Origin of the sequence: uncultured Actinomyces sp. (genome assembly GCF_963526355.1) — a bacterium.
Taxonomy (GTDB): Bacteria; Actinomycetota; Actinomycetes; order Actinomycetales; family Actinomycetaceae; genus Actinomyces.
Genome location: NZ_CAUROW010000050.1, coordinates 1 through 15,132, shown reverse-complemented (window position 1 = coordinate 15,132; position 15,132 = coordinate 1). Strand labels below are relative to the sequence as shown.

The following is a 15,132-nucleotide window of genomic DNA, read 5'->3' as shown; positions in this document are numbered from 1 at the left end:
GCCCACGCCCCGATGCTCGGCCCCGAGTGGCTCGATGCCGCCAACCTCATCACCAAGATCGTCGAGTGGTTCGGCCCCTGGGCCATCGTCGGCGTCATGCTCGTCATCTTCGCCGAGACCGGTCTGCTCATCGGCTTCTTCCTGCCCGGTGACTCTCTGCTCTTCACCCTGGGGATGTTCGTGGGCACCGGCGCCGTCGGCGTGCACATCTGGGTGGCCGCTCCGCTCGTGTGGCTGGCCGCCGTCATCGGCAACCAGACCGGCTATTTCATTGGCCGCAAGGCGGGGCCGGCGATCTTCAACAAGCCCGACTCCCGCCTGTTCAAACGGGACTACGTGGAACGCACCTCGGCCTTCTTCGAGCGTCACGGCGGTAAGGCCGTCACCCTGGCCCAGTTCGTGCCGATCGTGCGCACCTTCACCCCGGTCATCGCCGGTGTGGGCAAGATGCACTACCGCCACTTCATCACCTTCAACGTCCTGGGCGCCACCTTCTGGGCCTTCGGCATCACCTGGCTGGGCTACTTCCTGGGATCCTTCGAGTGGATCCGGGAGAACATCGACACCATGATCCTCGCGATCGTCTTCATCTCAGTGGCGCCGATGCTCATCTCCGCCATCTCCCAGCTCATCAAGTCCCGCCGCCAGAAGTCCTGACCCTGCCTTTCATCACCTCCCCGTGAACGCACCTATCTGACAGTGGTCGTACAGAAAACGATGCTCATCGGGATCCATACAGGCGCTAGCCGGGTCAGAAGCGACGGCGTCGGCCCACGGAGACCAGCGCCCCCTGCGGGAGGACGTTGTTGGGGTCCAAGGACTTGGGGACGGCGTTGAGCAGGATGGAGAAGACGGCGGGCTTGCGCTGGGACAGCTCGATGCGGCCGCCGTCGGCCTCGACGAGGTCCTTGGCCAGTGCCAGCCCCACGCCGGTGGAGCCGTGGCCGGAGACGTGCCGCTCAAAGACGTGCGGTGCGATGTCCTCGGCCACGCCCTCACCCTCGTCGGCGACGTCGATGAAGACCGCGTGCCCACCGTTGGCGCTGCGCACGCTCACCGAGGTCCTCCCAGCCCCGTAACGCAAGGAGTTCTCGACGACAGTGGCCAGCACCTGGGCCAGCGACCCGGGCGTGGCCAGGACCGGGTGGCTGATCTCGTCGCGGAAGGTGATGGTGCGTCCGGCCTGCTCGAAGGCCGGCTCCCACTCCTCGCGCTGCTGGGAGAAGATGTCCTTGAGGTGGAGGGCCTCGGTGGTCCCGCCGCCGGTTCGGCGCGAGACCTTCAGCAGATCCTCGACGACGCTGGTGAGTCGCTCGACCTGTTCCAGGCAGGCGTGAGCCTCTGCACGCACCTCCTCCTCGCCGGCGAGCAGCTCGATCTCCTCCAGGCGCAGAGACAGGCTGGTCAACGGCGTGCGCAGCTGGTGGGAGGCGTCGGAGGCGAACTGGCGCTCAGCGGCGATGCGTCCGGCCACACGCTCCGCCGAGCGCACGAGCTCGGCCTGAACCAGGTCGATCTCCTCGATTCCCGAGGAGCGCAACCGCGGGCGGACCTGCCCGCTGCCGAGCTGCTCGGCCTCGGCGGCCAGGTAGATGAGAGGTGCGGAAATGCGTCTAGCGGCTCGGGAGGCGACGACGGAGGCGGCTGTCAGCGCGGTGGCGGTCAGGACCAGGACCGTGAGGATGACCGTGCCGATGATGGTGATTCGGTTCCCGCCCCCGGAAGTGCGCAGCGCGCTGGCGATCCAGGCACCGCCCAGTGGCAGTCCCAGCAGGAGGATGGCCACGGACACCGCAGCCATCGTCATCGTCATGGCGTAGCGGCGCACGACTGCCCTCCTTCAGACGCGGTCAGTTGTCCGAGGCTGCTTCCCGAGGCTCAACAGCATCCGGAGAACCGCCCCAACTCCAGCCGGCGGCTCAGCCGACGGCCAGGCGGTAGCCGTCCTCCTGAGCCAGCAGGACAGCGGGCCGCTCCTCGTCGTCACCGAGCTTGCGCCGCAGCCAGGTGGCGTGCATCTGGAGGGTCTGAGGGCTGCCGGTGGGATCCTCGCCCCAAACCTCCTTGAGAATGTCCTCGCTGGAGGCGACGTCGCCCCCGGCACGCACCAGGACCCGCAGCAGCTCGAACTCGCGGGTCGTCAGCTGCAGCTCACGCGAGCCGACGAAGGCTCGGTGGGCGGCGACGTCGACCCGGATCTCGCCGACGGCCAGTTCGTCCTCTGTCGCCTCTCCCGAGGCACGCCGCACCTGCGCGCGCACCCGGGCCAGCAACTCGGCCAGACGGAACGGCTTGGTGACGTAGTCGTCAGCCCCGGCGTCCAGGCCGACGACGAGGTCGGAGTCCTCACTGCGCGCGGTGAGCATGAGGATCGGAATGGTCAGGCCCTGAGCACGCACCTGACGGGCCACATCCAGACCGTCGATGTCCGGCAGTCCCAGGTCCAGAACGATGATGTCAGCAGCCGAGATCTCTTCAAGGGCACCTCTGCCGGTGCCGTGAGTAAGGACCTCGTAGCCCTCGCGCCCAAAGGCACGGGCGAGGGGCTCGGAGATAGCGGGGTCGTCTTCGACGAGCAGAACAGTTGTCACACCCGTGATGTTAGGCGACGACGCATTGCCCCGCCATCGTCCCGGGGATGGAGAAGATACCGAGACGAGACCTGAGGCGAGGGTGCAGTCCGACCCGCCCGCGACAAGAAGAGCCGGTTTCTCTGGAGATACAGCGATAAATCGTGATCCTGCCGAGACGTGACAGCGATCAGAACATCAAAGAATTACGAGATGATAACGAGCGGTCCAAGGCGCTCATGACGCCCTCAGGACCGAGTCGGAGATATCCTCTCCAGCGACCAGGGCACGATCTGCCCCAGCCCCTTGGCCACCACCTCGTGGCACTGTCCCACCCGGTAGCGACAGGCCTGGGACGAGCGGAGGATGGCCATGGCGGTGGACTCGTCGAGCCGGATACTGCCGGGCTCGGCCGCGTCCACGAGCCGGGACGCCAGGTTGACGGTGGGGCCGAACACGTCCCCGGAGCGGGAGATGACCCGCCCCTCAACCAGGCTGGCGCGGACCCGGATGGCGTCGGGCCCCTTCTGGAGCTCTTCAACCAGTGCGGTCACGACATCAGCGGCGATCGCGAGGTCATCGGAGATGTACATGACGGCGTCACCGATCGTCTTGACGACGCGCGCGCCTCGCGAGGTGATGACGTCGCGGGCAGTGTTCTCAAAGTCCTCGAGCATGTGGGTCAGGGCCGCCTTGCTCATGCCCTGGGCACGCTGGGTGAAGGAGACGATATCGACGAACCCCAGGGAGCGGATGAGCGGGTAGAGGTCGGGACCGGTGTCCTCCCTGCCTCGGGCGGAGACCTCGGCGTCGGTGCGCCCCAGAATGGAGGCCATGTGGCGGCGCCACACGTAGGTCAGCTGACGCGACAGCAGATCCACGAGACCGTCGATGCGATCGAGGGCGACCAGTCTCGCCGAGGTGTCATCCAAATCGAGGCGCTCACTGAGGTCGGTCACGAAGGTCTCCAGCTCCCACAGAACCAGGCGGTCCATCGTGTAGGACTGGGCCCGCAGGAGCTCGAGCACGCTGGCCGCGGCCAAGGCGGAGTCGCCGGTCTCATCGAGTAGTGCCATGGTGTCGCGCAGCGCGTCGACGTCCTGCCCGGTGAAGTGGACAGCGTCTGGAGCGACGTCGGCGAACCCCATGGCCCTCCAGAACTTCCGGGCCACCTCCAAACTGGTTCCAGCCCGCTGGGCGACCTCGGTCAGGGTGAGTCCAGGGGCCTCCCCAAGAAGCAGGTGCTCGTGCCCCGCCAGGGTGTCCTGTCCCGCAGGGGCCGCCCCACCGGCGGCCTCGCCTTCCGCACGCCGAGCACCTACGTGAGCCTCCTGCCGGACGCCCGGCCGGACTTCGCGTGAGTCCAATACGCGCCCCTTGCTCGCTTGGCTGTCTAGTACCACCCTGTCAGAGTAGCGCAGATCACAAGAAGATGCGCATCGAGCGACTCATCCCCCGGGAGAGCGATCTGTCCGCAACCCCTTAAGGATCAGCCTGTGACACGCACCAGCGTCACATCACCCGCACGGACCTCAACATCGCCGCCCCGGGTGCGCAGCACCAGGGCGGGGGTGACGTCGACAGCCAGACCGCCGATCTCGCCGTCGGCCGCCTGAACACCGACCTGTTGCCCCAGAGTGGTCATGGCGGAACGCAGCTGCTGCCCGAGGACTCCGTCCCCTGCGTCAACATCGCCGTCCGCCGCCTCCCACTGGTTCAGACGCCGGACCAGCTCACCCCCGACGGCATCGAGAACGGCCTCCGCAACATCCGCGTCGGCGGTCACCGCTCCGAGCGTACGCAGCGAGCCCGCCCAGGCCACTGGCAGATCATCAGCCTTCTGACCGATGTTGACACCAATGCCGAGGATCACCATCGGCGCCAGTTCTCGGGCGGCGGGCGACTCAACAGCCCCAGGCCGTTGAGCCGCAGATCCGCCGGAGGACGCCTCCGAAGCGACGAGCTCGCTGAGGACACCGGCGATCTTGCGAGTACCGGCCCAGCCGGGCACCACAGGAACAGCCGCAGGATCCTCGGGCACGGCGACAACGTCGTTGGGCCACTTGGTGCCCAACCCCCACGGCAGTCCTTCGACGAATGGGACCAACGCGTCACGGACGGCCAGTCCAGCCAGCAGCGGCAACCAGGCCAGACGCTCGGCCGGGACCAGGGGCCGCAGAACCACCGACACCAGGAGCGCGCCGTCATCGGGCGTGACCCAGGCCCGACCGGACCGCCCTCGACCGGCGGTCTGCCTCAGTGCGCGCAGAGCCGACAGGTGCGGCCAGGAGCTCGCCTCGGGACCAGTGAGAGCCGCCCGCAGGTCGTCCTGGGTGGATCCGGTGACGGGGACGGTGACAAGACGTGAGAAGGGACTATCGCCTGAGCTCATGACAGGAGCCTAGCGGTCTGGGGCACGTATAGGCTGGCGGCGTGATTCTTCTGGCTTCGAAGTCCTCCGGCCGTTTGGCCACCCTGCAGGCCGCCGGCGTCAAGCCGCTGGTACAGGTCTCCACAGTCGATGAGGACGCCGTCCTTCATGAGTTGGCCGACCAGCACCGGATGGCGGGCCTGCCGGCCCCGAGCGCCGTCGAGCAGGTACAGGCCCTGGCCCGGGCCAAGGCGCTCGACGTCGCAGCCTCCACCGGCTCGCAGGACGCCGTGGTCATCGTGGGCTGCGACTCCATGCTGGAGATCGATGGTCGGACGGTCGGCAAACCCGTCGATGCCTCAGAGGCCCACGAGCGCTGGCGGACGATGAGTGGGAACACCGGCACACTGCACACGGGCCACTTCCTGGTGCGTTCCTCTGATGGGAGCACCGCCGAAGGGGTCAGCTCAGCCATCATCCGCTTCGGCTCGCCGTCTCAGGCGGAGATCGAGGCCTACATCGACAGCGGTGAGCCGCTGTGGTGCGCAGGGGCCTTCACCATTGACGGCCTGGGGGGCGCCTTCATCGAGGGCATCGATGGTGACCCGCACGGGGTCGTCGGCATCTCCCTGCCGCTGCTGCGCCGGCTCCTGGGCGATCTGGGAGTGCGATGGACGGATCTGTGGGCGTCGCCGGCCGGTCATGAAACCAACTGACGACGCCCACCGGACCGAGGAGCTGTCAGGAAGCCGATGACGCAGACGACGCGGACAACGCCGAGGGCTCCGGGGCCTGCGCAATGATCTTCATGAGCTCAGCCAGGACGAGCCGCTGCTTAAGGTCGAGTCGGTCGATGACGTGACGGCGCACGCCATCGAGGTGCACCGGGGCGGCATCATGCAGGAAATCGAGGCCCGCCTGCGTCAGCAGGCAGTTGACTCCGCGACGGTCGGAGTCGCAGGAGGTGCGCTCAACATACCCCGCGCTCTCCAGACGCCTGACCGTATGGGTCAACCGGGAGCGGGAGTGGGAGACGTGCTCGGCAAGAGTGGACATGCGCAAGGTGTGCTCGGGCGCCTCTGACAGGCGAACCAGGATCTCGTACTCGTGCATGGAGATGCCGCACCCGGCCTCGAGCTCGCGATTGAGGCGGGCGGTCACTGAGGTGGAGGCCGCCAGGAAGGAGCGCCAGGCATCCATCTCGATCTCATCGAGTCGACTGAAGCCCTCCTGTTCCAAGGAGCCGAGCTGGCCGCAGGCGCCCGCCGTCCCCTGTCCCTCCGTCGCCCCGGCCGCCTCTCGACTGTAGGTGGCCTCAACAGCTTCTTGATCGCTCTGGGTCCACATCATCTCGACGTCTTCGTAGACCGTCGGCTCCGATATCGTCCGTTCTGCGGTAATCACCTTATCGACTCCTCTCAGCACCGACCCCGATAGGCCGTGAACCCTTAAGCGCATACTTGCTGACTGCCTGTGGCTTTCACACAAGCGCAACCCTGCATCTTTTTTATCACACTCGGTCAGAGCGCTAGCACGGCGAAGCGACGCCCCACGCAACCCAAGAACCGCGAGAACACCTCCGGCGACCCCAACTTTTCCTTGATATGACAGGGAATGTTTCAATCACTACCAACTTTGGAGAGAAATGGCGCCCCCTCTTCACACCACCCTGACATCCATCAGTTTGACAAAGGAATTACCCACCTTTGTTACGTAATCACCACCGTTTGCCGATGGTAGAGGGAGAAGAATTAACCCCCACCTTCTCACCTCACACTCATCAAGACAACCATGAATCTCCGTCATAATTCTCTCCAGTAGGTAACCAATACCCCCTCACGGCACGTCAGGCACCCGGTCAGCGTTCGAGACGCCCCCTCCCGCTCCAGTACGAGACCGCCGCCATCACCGCCGTCGCAGGACAGGACGACCACCCTGCACGACATCCCCGGCTCCCGGGCTGACGGCAAGAGACGCCCACTGCCCTCTCCCGTCCTGACGAGGAATGGGAACCTCAACAGGCCCAGTGAATCTCAGGGAGGTCTGATGCCTGGTGGAAGGGGCACAGACCGCAAGACTGAGCGCGCCGACCAGAAGGCCATGAGCCACGACGTCGTCAGGACCGACTTGCAGGCCGGCCCGCGCCGCCCGGCCCGGTAGGAGGTGGATGGCGTTACGGTCACCGGTGGCCTCCGCCCAGGCGGCGATGTCGTCGCTCCCAAGACGGTAAAACGCACCGTCGTCGGGCGGATCAAATCCGGCCCCGAGTTCCGTGAGTTTCCCCCGGACCGCCGTTGCCGGCCGATCGACTGGGATGCGGCGGGCGAGCTCGTGGACGACCCGCCACTGCCGCCCACCGACCCGCACCTCGACCACGGCCCGGATGAGCTCCCACTCTGCGTGGACGATCCGCCGGAGCGACGGTCCTGGGGAGTTCTGGAACGCCTCTGAGGCTGCCTCACCCGAGCCGCTCAAGATCATGAGACAGCGGCGATGCAGTAGACCATTCCAGGAGTCGGCACCATCGTGGGCCCGCACCCGCTCCTGGAGCTGCTGTAAGGCCAGGACGGCGGGAAGAACCGCAGTAGCACCGCTCAGCGCAAGACGACGCATCTCGGGGCCGCCCGGCTCAGACGGCACTGACGACTCGGACGACCCCGTCTCCAGCACCCTGGCGAGGACCGCTGCCAGCCGCCCGACGACGGCGTCGGAGAGGTTGGGACCGTTCACGCCGCCGATGCTAGGCGGCCCGCCCCAGGAGACGACGAAGCCCCGCCGACATCATGTCGACGGGGCTTGATCCTGACGTCGCAGGTGACTGCGACAGAGTCCGGAACGCGCTCGCTCAGCGGGTCTCGCGGTGCTCGGTGTGCTTACCGCAGCGAGCGCAGAACTTGGCGATGCTGAGACGGTCGGGGGTGTTCCGACGGTTCTTCTTGGTGATGTAGTTCCGCTCCTTGCACTCCGAGCAGGCCAGAGTGATCTTGGGGCGAACGTCGGCGGACTTGCTGGCCACGTTTGTCTCCTCGTGTCGATCCTCGAGCATGCGACGGGTGCGCTGTACTCGAAAACTTGCGTAGCGGGGGAGGGACTCGAACCCTCGACCTCACGATTATGAGTCGTGCGCTCTAACCAGCTGAGCTACCTCGCCATATGACCACAATGGGGGCCAGTGGCCCCCGCTGCGAGAGCCCCGAAAGGGAATCGAACCCTTGACCTTCTCCTTACCATGGAGACGCTCTGCCGACTGAGCTATCGGGGCAACGAGCGGAATCGTAGGCAGATCCGAGCCTCTCTGGCAATTCGGTCCGCCGTGGCTTCGCTCACTGCGGTTCTCACCGCGAGGGCGAGATGTGATCAACGAGTGATCAGCGTGGCGGGTGAGGGATTCGAACCCCCGTAGCATTACGCGGCTGATTTACAGTCAGCTCCCATTGGCCGCTCGGGCAACCCGCCTTGACTCCATGCTCCGACCTCTCGGTCATCGCTTGGCGCCGTGGAAGAATAGCAAGGCACCTGCACGCAGCGCCAATCGCCCCTGTAGGACCCTCCTCACAGAACAACCCAACTAGACTCGGGGCGACCGAAGTCCCCGCTCCGGAAAGGACTGCCGCCATGGCCAACGACTCCTCCTTCGACGTCGTCTCCCGCCTCGACCGCCAGGAGGTGGACAACGCCGTCAACCAGTGCGCCAAGGAGATCTCCCAGCGCTACGACTTCCGCGGCGTCGACGCCGCCGTGAGCCTGTCCGGTGACACCATCACCCTGGAGGCCAACACGGCCGAGCGGGTCCTGGCGATCCTGGACGTCCTGGAGTCCAAGCTCTTCCGCCGCGGCGTCTCCCTCAAGGCCCTGGACCTGGGGGACAAGGAGCCTCGCCCCTCGGGCAAGATCTACCGCCTGGCCTGCCCCCTGCGTGAGGGCCTCACCCAGGAGGTGGCCAAGAGGATCACCAAGGCGATCCGCGACGAGGGGCCCAAGAGCGTCAAGGCAACGATCCAGGGCGACGAGGTGCGTGTGACCTCCAAGTCCCGCGACGACCTCCAGAGCGTCATCGCCCTGCTGAAGAACCTCGACGTCGACGCCGCCCTCCAGTTCGTCAACTACCGCTAGGGCCGACCGCCCCCGTCTAAGCCGACAGCAGCGCCAGGACGGCCTTGACACGACGGTGGACGGCGGCATCGGGCAGGAGCCCGAGCTTGGCGAAGATCCGCTGGGTGTGCTTCTCCACAGCACCCTCGGTGACCACCATGATCTCGGCGATACCGGCGTTGGTGCGTCCCTCGGCCATGAGGGCCAGGACCTCCCGCTCGCGGGGTGTGAGCTTCTGCAGAGGATCGTCGCGCCGGCCTCGCTGGAGGACCTGGGAGACGACGTCGGGATCCAGGACGAGCTCGCCGCGCGCCACCCGCTCGACCGCGCCGAGGAAGGCGTCAATGTCGCCGACCCGGTCCTTGAGGAGGTAGCCCAGGGCGCCGCCACCGTCGGCCAGGAGGTCGGGCAGGTAACCGGCGACGACGTACTGGCTCAGCAGCAGGATGGGCGCACCCGGCCACTGGGCACGGATGCGGGTGGTGGCGCGCAGGCCCTCGTCGGTGTGGGACGGGGGCATGCGGATGTCGGCGACGACGACGTCGGGCCGCAGCCGCAGCGCCTCGTTCACGAGGGCCTCGCCGTCCCCCACTCCCCCGACGACCTCGTGGCCGCCGTCGGCCAGGATAAGGGCCAGTCCCTCACGCAGGAGGACGGAGTCATCAGCGATCAGAACGTGCACGGGATCATTGCCTCCACTGTGGTCGGCCCGCCGGTCGGGGACGTGACCGTGAGCCTACCGTCGACGCCGTCGAGGCGCTCGGTCAGTCCGGCCAGGCCGTGGCCTTTGGCGGTCGAGGCCCCACCGATGCCGTTGTCGTAGATCCTCACGTACAGGGCGCCGTCAACGATGCGGGCCTCGACGCCGGCGGCCGTGGCCCCGGAGTGCTTGTTGAGGTTGGCCAGTGCCTCGCTGACGACGAAGTAGGCGGCCTGGGAGGCGTGGTCGGGCAGGTCCTGGGACAGTTCGGAGCTCACAGTGACGGGAACGGTGGAGCGGGTGGCGGCCTCGGAGATGGCGGCGGCCAGACCACGGTCGACGAGGACGGGCGGGGCGATGCCGCGGGAGAGCTGGCGCAGCTCGTCGAGGGTCTGCTGGGTCTGTTCCATGGCGCCCTGGATGATCGCGGAAGCGGCCGCCGGATCCTTCTCGGCCTGGCGCTGGGCACGGGCCAGGTCCATGCGCAGGCGCACGAGGCGCTGTTGAGGACCGTCGTGGATGTCGCGCTCCAGGCGACGGCGGGTGTCTGCCTCGGCCCGTTGGACGGCGGCCCGGGACGTCTGAAGGCGGCTGACCTCGCTGCGCCAGGAGAGCATGCCGCGGAGGAACCCCGCCTGCATGGCGGCCATGCCCCGTAGGACGAAGGGTGCGGTCAGGGAGAAGACGACGCCGCAGGTGATGTCGATAACGACGTCCCAGAGCAGCGACGGATACAGGCCCAGAAGATCACCCAGCCCCTGGCGCTGGTCTCCAAGGATCGATTCAAGAATGACTTCGGCGATGGGGGCGAGGAAGCCGCCGACTGCCGCCGACAACCACACAATGGTGAGGAACCAGGTGATGAAGGACACCGGGAAGAAGGCGATGGTCCACAGCAGGTCCATCCAGCGCTGGAGGTCGCGCAGGCGTTGCAGGAACCTGCGGTGCCAGGGGGTTCCCGGCTCGGGCTCGAGGTAGCAGCCCGGCACCGGATCGCCTCCGTCCAGGCGCGCTACGGCGAGGCGGGCCAGGTTGGCGAAACCCCCGGCGATGCTCAGTGCGATGTCGAGCACCAGCAGTCCCACACAGATGATGACGGTGCTCGCGCCGAAGGCGGTCAGCGGTATGACGAGGAGGAAGGCGAGCAGACTCAGTGGCCAGCTCAGGAGGAGGAAGGCGGCGTCCCTGCCGAGTCGGCGATAGCGCGCGGCCCATGTTGACCGGTTCATGCCCCACATCCTCCTCAGGCCTGGAATCATGCTCAATCCTGTCACCTGGCGAGGCCTTGGTGGGGCTAGCCCGACATATCAGTCTGCGAGCCGGGTGACCAGGCTGTGGGCGAGCTCGTCGGCCCATCTCCCGTAGCAGGCTTCGCCGGGCCGGCTCAGACAGTACAGGAGGTTACCCAGACGATCGAGGAGCTCGTAGGCGTCGCGGCGCTCCAGCAGCTGCTGCGGGTCGATGGCACCGGTGCACTGCGCGAGCCGCGAGCGCCGCAGGTGACGCGATTGCCGAGCGTACCGGGAGTACTCGGTGACGAAGGCCGCGACGTCGTCGGGCGACATGGGTAGGTACCAAGGGCCGCCGGTCACCCGGCCACCGATGAGAGCCAGATCCTTGGCGGTATCGCCTGAGTCCGACCACTCGAAGTCGATGAGCCTGGGGGCGCCATCGGGGCCGAGTACGACGTTGGTGACGACGACGTCGCCGTGGATAAGCGGGTGAGTGGGAACGGCCTCGAACGCAGGGGCGAGTCGGACGAGCTCGCGGCGCCAGGCGGGCAATAACGCGGTGACGCGGGGGTCGGTGAGCGTCTCCGGATGGTGCCTGCCCCACCAGGTCAGCAGCTCCTCCCCCTGCTCGCAGGAGCTCGGCACGAGCGCGGCCGACGGCGCGGGGCCGGCGGCAAGGGCCCCATGCAGGCGGGCGATCCGCTGGGCGAGGGCGGTCGCGAGCTGCCGGTTCCAGTCGGTGGCATGCAGGACCCGGCCGGGAACGTGGGTGGTCACCATGTAGGGACTGCCCAGCGGGTTGTCGGCTCCGGTTTCCAAGGCGATGGCGCTGCTTCCGAGATCGGGCGGGACACGTCTGAGGACCTCGAACTCGGCCTCCATGGAGCGGGGCATCTCATGAGGCGAGCGCCGGGGAACACGCAGGACCCGTGCCTGGTCACCGCAGCCGATCCGCCAGGCGGTGTAGCTCTCGCCGACTCCGAGGGTCTCGATCGGTCCGGCCATCACGCCGCGCAGCTCACCGGCATCGACGGCGGCATGGATGCGTTGGGCGAGGTCGTCATCGGACGGGGCGGGCGCGGACGAGCTGTGCACCCGCCCATCTCACCATCATGGGGGGATGAGGACGAGTCTTATGGGGACCATTCCCGATTCCCCTGCTGCATCTCCGCCACCTACCCTCGCAGAATCCTTCGCACGCCGAGCAATCCGACTCACCGAGATCCCGAGGTCGTCTTATGCCCTTACCCCTGAGGAATCCGCTTCATGACGTCGATCCGGTCAAGGCGTGCGCCCCTGACGGCCGCTTCCACCTCCACCGGGTGGCCACGTGCACAAGAACCGCCCCATCGTCGCTGCGATTGCCGTCATCGTTGCGATCCTGTCATTAACCGCATGGTTCTACGTCACGATATCCACCAGCAACTCCCCCAAGGACGCCCGAGTCACCGAGACCACCTCAAGCCCTACTGGCCCCGACCCCGGATCGCATCGTTGACGATGGCTTGCGCGGCCTCGGCGACGGTGAGCCGGGCGGTGTCCAGGCGGAGGTCGGCCTCGGGCCAGGGGGCGTAGTCGCGGTGCTCGATCTCCTGCCAGTCCGGAAGCTTGAGGCCCTCGATGTCGCCGACCCGCTGCCGGGCACGGCGGCGGTGCTCGGCCGCATCGGAGCAGACGATCTCGACGGCGAGAAACCGGCAGCCCAGGACTGAGGCGGTCTCCTCCCACAGGCGGCGGGTGAGAGGCAGCGGGTTGACGCACTCGACCAGGACCTCACCGCCCGAGGCCAGGACGTCGCCGGCGACAGCGGCGGCCGCGTAGTAGCCGGCACCTCCGGGCATGCCCGGAGCCATCTCGCCGCTGTCCCGCAGGGCCTGCTCGATGGAGTCGATGCGCAGCCAGGTCGGGAAGCGGCCCGGTGACTGCGATATGGACTGCAAGCGCAGGAGCTCCCGGCACACGGCGGTCTTTCCGACCGCTGGAAGACCGCCCACAACGGTCAGGGTCACCATCAGTACCCGGCCATCTGCTCAAGGCGGGCGATGCGCTTGTCCATGGGCGGATGAGTGGAGAAGAGGTTGCGCAGGCTCCCGAAGGGGTTGGCGATCATCATGGAGGAGACCGGTTCGAGGCGCGGGTCCCGCCCCATGGGCACGTGCGAGATGCCCGACTCGAGCTTGCTGAGCGCGCTGGCCAGGGCGAGCGGGTCCTGGGTGAGCTCGGCACCGTCGTGGTCGGCGTCGTACTCACGGGTCCGGGAGATGGCGAACTGGGTGATGGTGGCAGCCAGGGGCGCCAGAAGGGCGAGCAGCAGGACGGCGATGATGTTGCCGCCCTCCCGATCGCGCCGGTTGCCGCCGCCGAACCACAGAGCCATGGTGGCCACTGAGGAGATGACGCCGGCAATGCCCGCGGCCACCGAGGAGGTGAGGATGTCGCGGTTGTAGACATGGGAGAGCTCATGGCCCAGGACGCCGCGCAGCTCGCGCTCATTGAGGAGCTGGAGGATGCCCTGGGTGCAGCACACGGCGGCATGCGAGGGGTTGCGGCCGGTGGCGAAGGCGTTGGGGCTCATCGTGGGGGCGACGTAGAGGCGCGGCATGGGCTGGCCGGCTGCGGCGGAGAGCTCGCGCACGATCGCGTACATCTGGGGCTGCTGGGACTCGGTGACCTCGATGGCGCCCATGGAGCGCACGGCGATCTTGTCGGAGTTCCAGAAGGCGAAAGCGGTCTGTGCGATGCCGATGATCGGCACGATGAACAGCCAGATGGATGAGCCCGTCCCTCGTGTCAGCGCGTAGCCGAGCAGGAGGAGCAGACTCCACATGCCACCCAGGAGGGCGGCGGTCTTGAGACCGTTGTGGTGGTTGGTCCATGTCATGAGTGGAGACTATGGGACGATCCTGTGTCCCACCTATGTCCACCGGCGCGTGCTGCCATTGGCGGATCGGGGAATAACAGTGGGGCTCCGCGCGGCTCAGTCGCGTGGGACCACTCGCGCGGTGATGAGGCCGCAATCCAGGCGGCGCAGGGTATCGCGGAAGTCGTCGGGGTCGAAGGTGGTTCCCGGCGCTTCACGCACGAGGGTCCAGTACTCCCCGGTCGAGTCCAGGACCGCGTACCCGGTGTCGCGGAAGCCGGAGCGCTCGTAGAAGGCGAGCCGGCGGCGTCGCTGCTCGGCGTTGTCGGCCTCGGCGATGACGGGCTCGATGTCCAGGACGATGCTGCAGCCGGGATGACGATGCTGGAGCTCGGCCAGGAGTCGGGTGCCGAGGCCGCGTCCGCGGACGGCGTCGTCAACGGCGAGGTAGAAGAGGTAAAGCAGCCGGGAACCGGGGCGACGCACGGTCCAGGTCAGGGCGCTGGGATCCGTTGAGGCCGCCTGGGTGGGGTCGGCGGGTTCATCCCACCAGGCGACCAGGTCGACGCCGCGACGCAGGCTGAGCAGGTGGATGAGGGCCCAGGGCAGGCGCTCCTCCTCCGGGAAGGCGCGCAGGTAGAGGTCGTGCGCCCAACGATCCGTGCCGCCGGCGACGCGGATGCGCCGGGTTCTCACCGCTCAGCCCAGCAGATCGGCGACGTCGGCCGTGGGGATTCCCAGGGCCTCGCCCACGCCCGTGGTGTACAGGGCGCCGGCGTGGGTGCTCAGACCACGCGCGAGGTCGGAACGCGCCTCGATGGCGCCGCGCCATCCGTCGTCGGCCAGGGCGAGGGCGTAGGGCAGGGTCGCGTTGGTCAAGGCGTAGGTGGAGGTGTGCGGGACGGCTCCGGGCATGTTGGCCACGCAGTAGAAGATCCTGCCGTCCACCTCGAAGGTGGGCTCCGAGTGGGTGGTGGGGCGGGAGTCCTCGAAGCAGCCTCCCTGGTCGATGGCGATGTCGACCAGTACCCCGCCGGGCCGCATGGTCTCCACCATGGCGCGCGTGACCAGGTTCGGGGTGCGGGCCCCGGGCACGAGGACGGCACCGATGACCAGGTCCGCCGCGGCGCAGGCGCGGGCCACGTCGAGCTCGGTGGAGAAGCGGGTGCGGATGGCCGCGCCGTCGGTCTCCTCGATGCGGCGCATGCGCACCGGGTCGATGTCGAAGACGGTGACGTTCGCCCCCATGCCGGCGGCGACCCGCGCGGCGCTCAGGCCGGCGGTGCCGCCGCCCAGGACGACGACGC

General features: G+C 67.6%; 18 protein-coding genes and 3 tRNA genes. 4 read left to right on the top strand and 17 right to left on the bottom strand.

What is annotated here, in order from left to right; all coding sequences use genetic code 11:
• Positions 1–657, top strand: a 657-nt coding sequence (locus RWR81_RS09690) for a VTT domain-containing protein (RefSeq protein ID WP_314457257.1), incomplete at its 5' end; no start/stop codon positions are given.
• Between the two features lie 94 nt (positions 658–751).
• Here the strand turns inward: RWR81_RS09690 and RWR81_RS09685 are convergent.
• From RWR81_RS09685 to RWR81_RS09670, 4 genes are all read right to left on the bottom strand, one after another.
• Positions 752–1,828 (bottom strand): HAMP domain-containing sensor histidine kinase, encoded by a 1,077-nt coding sequence (locus RWR81_RS09685; RefSeq protein WP_314457255.1) that lies wholly within the window; start codon positions 1,826–1,828, stop codon positions 752–754.
• A gap of 91 nt (positions 1,829–1,919) precedes the next feature.
• Positions 1,920–2,591 (bottom strand): response regulator transcription factor, encoded by a 672-nt coding sequence (locus tag RWR81_RS09680; protein ID WP_314457253.1) that lies wholly within the window; start codon positions 2,589–2,591, stop codon positions 1,920–1,922.
• 227 nt (positions 2,592–2,818) lie between these two features.
• A complete protein-coding gene (locus tag RWR81_RS09675) occupies positions 2,819–3,973 on the bottom strand; it encodes an adenylate/guanylate cyclase domain-containing protein (RefSeq protein WP_314457251.1) in 1,155 nt (384 codons plus the stop codon).
• An 86-nt stretch (positions 3,974–4,059) separates the two neighbouring features.
• Positions 4,060–4,962: a biotin--[acetyl-CoA-carboxylase] ligase gene (locus RWR81_RS09670; protein WP_314457249.1), complete on the bottom strand. Its 903-nt coding sequence runs from the start codon at positions 4,960–4,962 to the stop codon at positions 4,060–4,062.
• 41 nt (positions 4,963–5,003) lie between these two features.
• On the opposite strand from RWR81_RS09670, the gene RWR81_RS09665 reads away from it, so the two are divergent.
• On the top strand, positions 5,004–5,657 hold the full coding sequence (locus tag RWR81_RS09665) for a nucleoside triphosphate pyrophosphatase (protein ID WP_314457247.1): 654 nt from the start codon (positions 5,004–5,006) through the stop codon (positions 5,655–5,657).
• A gap of 25 nt (positions 5,658–5,682) precedes the next feature.
• Here RWR81_RS09665 and RWR81_RS09660 read toward each other — a convergent pair whose 3' ends face one another.
• The 6 genes from RWR81_RS09660 to RWR81_RS09635 form a co-directional block, all read right to left on the bottom strand.
• A complete protein-coding gene (locus tag RWR81_RS09660; protein ID WP_314457245.1) occupies positions 5,683–6,345 on the bottom strand; it encodes a MarR family transcriptional regulator in 663 nt (220 codons plus the stop codon).
• Between the two features lie 501 nt (positions 6,346–6,846).
• Positions 6,847–7,671 carry a hypothetical protein gene (locus RWR81_RS09655; RefSeq protein WP_314457243.1) on the bottom strand — a complete coding sequence of 275 codons (825 nt, stop codon included), beginning with the start codon at positions 7,669–7,671 and terminating at the stop codon, positions 6,847–6,849.
• A gap of 115 nt (positions 7,672–7,786) precedes the next feature.
• Positions 7,787–7,987 (bottom strand): 50S ribosomal protein L33, encoded by a 201-nt coding sequence (gene rpmG / locus RWR81_RS09650; RefSeq protein ID WP_009395479.1) that lies wholly within the window; start codon positions 7,985–7,987, stop codon positions 7,787–7,789.
• 31 nt (positions 7,988–8,018) lie between these two features.
• Positions 8,019–8,092, bottom strand: a tRNA-Met gene (locus RWR81_RS09645).
• Between the two features lie 38 nt (positions 8,093–8,130).
• Positions 8,131–8,203, bottom strand: a tRNA-Thr gene (locus RWR81_RS09640).
• Positions 8,204–8,315: 112 nt separating this feature from the next.
• Positions 8,316–8,397 (bottom strand) — tRNA-Tyr (locus tag RWR81_RS09635).
• A 159-nt stretch (positions 8,398–8,556) separates the two neighbouring features.
• Between RWR81_RS09635 and RWR81_RS09630 the strand changes: the two genes are divergently transcribed.
• On the top strand, positions 8,557–9,054 hold the full coding sequence (locus RWR81_RS09630) for a YajQ family cyclic di-GMP-binding protein (protein WP_314457241.1): 498 nt from the start codon (positions 8,557–8,559) through the stop codon (positions 9,052–9,054).
• Positions 9,055–9,070: 16 nt separating this feature from the next.
• Here the strand turns inward: RWR81_RS09630 and RWR81_RS09625 are convergent, their stop codons facing one another.
• The 3 genes from RWR81_RS09625 to RWR81_RS09615 form a co-directional block, all read right to left on the bottom strand.
• Positions 9,071–9,715: a response regulator transcription factor gene (locus RWR81_RS09625; RefSeq protein ID WP_314457238.1), complete on the bottom strand. Its 645-nt coding sequence runs from the start codon at positions 9,713–9,715 to the stop codon at positions 9,071–9,073.
• Complete coding sequence (locus RWR81_RS09620) at positions 9,703–10,962, bottom strand: sensor domain-containing protein (RefSeq protein ID WP_314457236.1); 1,260 nt, start codon at positions 10,960–10,962, stop codon at positions 9,703–9,705. The genes RWR81_RS09625 and RWR81_RS09620 overlap by 13 nt, the downstream gene beginning before the upstream one ends.
• A gap of 78 nt (positions 10,963–11,040) precedes the next feature.
• On the bottom strand, positions 11,041–12,060 hold the full coding sequence (locus RWR81_RS09615) for a phosphotransferase (RefSeq protein WP_314457235.1): 1,020 nt from the start codon (positions 12,058–12,060) through the stop codon (positions 11,041–11,043).
• 235 nt (positions 12,061–12,295) lie between these two features.
• On the opposite strand from RWR81_RS09615, the gene RWR81_RS09610 reads away from it, so the two are divergent.
• Positions 12,296–12,463 (top strand): hypothetical protein, encoded by a 168-nt coding sequence (locus tag RWR81_RS09610; protein ID WP_314457233.1) that lies wholly within the window; start codon positions 12,296–12,298, stop codon positions 12,461–12,463.
• Here the strand turns inward: RWR81_RS09610 and RWR81_RS09605 are convergent.
• From RWR81_RS09605 to RWR81_RS09590, 4 genes are all read right to left on the bottom strand, one after another.
• Positions 12,432–12,974: an AAA family ATPase gene (locus RWR81_RS09605; protein WP_314457259.1), complete on the bottom strand. Its 543-nt coding sequence runs from the start codon at positions 12,972–12,974 to the stop codon at positions 12,432–12,434. The two genes, RWR81_RS09610 and RWR81_RS09605, sit on opposite strands and share 32 nt — an antisense overlap.
• Before the next feature lie 2 nt (positions 12,975–12,976).
• A complete protein-coding gene (htpX, locus tag RWR81_RS09600) occupies positions 12,977–13,846 on the bottom strand; it encodes a zinc metalloprotease HtpX (RefSeq protein WP_314457231.1) in 870 nt (289 codons plus the stop codon).
• 96 nt (positions 13,847–13,942) lie between these two features.
• Positions 13,943–14,521 carry a GNAT family N-acetyltransferase gene (locus tag RWR81_RS09595; RefSeq protein ID WP_314457229.1) on the bottom strand — a complete coding sequence of 193 codons (579 nt, stop codon included), beginning with the start codon at positions 14,519–14,521 and terminating at the stop codon, positions 13,943–13,945.
• A 3-nt stretch (positions 14,522–14,524) separates the two neighbouring features.
• The coding region (locus tag RWR81_RS09590) for an alanine dehydrogenase (RefSeq protein WP_399498348.1) at positions 14,525–15,132 on the bottom strand (608 nt) is incomplete at its 5' end.

Excerpts from the sequence above, each read along its gene's own strand:
- RWR81_RS09670 (WP_314457249.1), bottom strand. The coding sequence starts at position 4,962 with ATGAGCTCAGGCGATAGTCCCTTCTCACGTCTTGTCACCGTCCCCGTC.
- rpmG (WP_009395479.1), bottom strand. The coding sequence starts at position 7,987 with ATGCTCGAGGATCGACACGAGGAGACAAACGTGGCCAGCAAGTCCGCC.
- RWR81_RS09630 (WP_314457241.1), top strand. The coding sequence starts at position 8,557 with ATGGCCAACGACTCCTCCTTCGACGTCGTCTCCCGCCTCGACCGCCAG.
- RWR81_RS09620 (WP_314457236.1), bottom strand. The coding sequence starts at position 10,962 with ATGAACCGGTCAACATGGGCCGCGCGCTATCGCCGACTCGGCAGGGAC.
- htpX (WP_314457231.1), bottom strand. The coding sequence starts at position 13,846 with ATGACATGGACCAACCACCACAACGGTCTCAAGACCGCCGCCCTCCTG.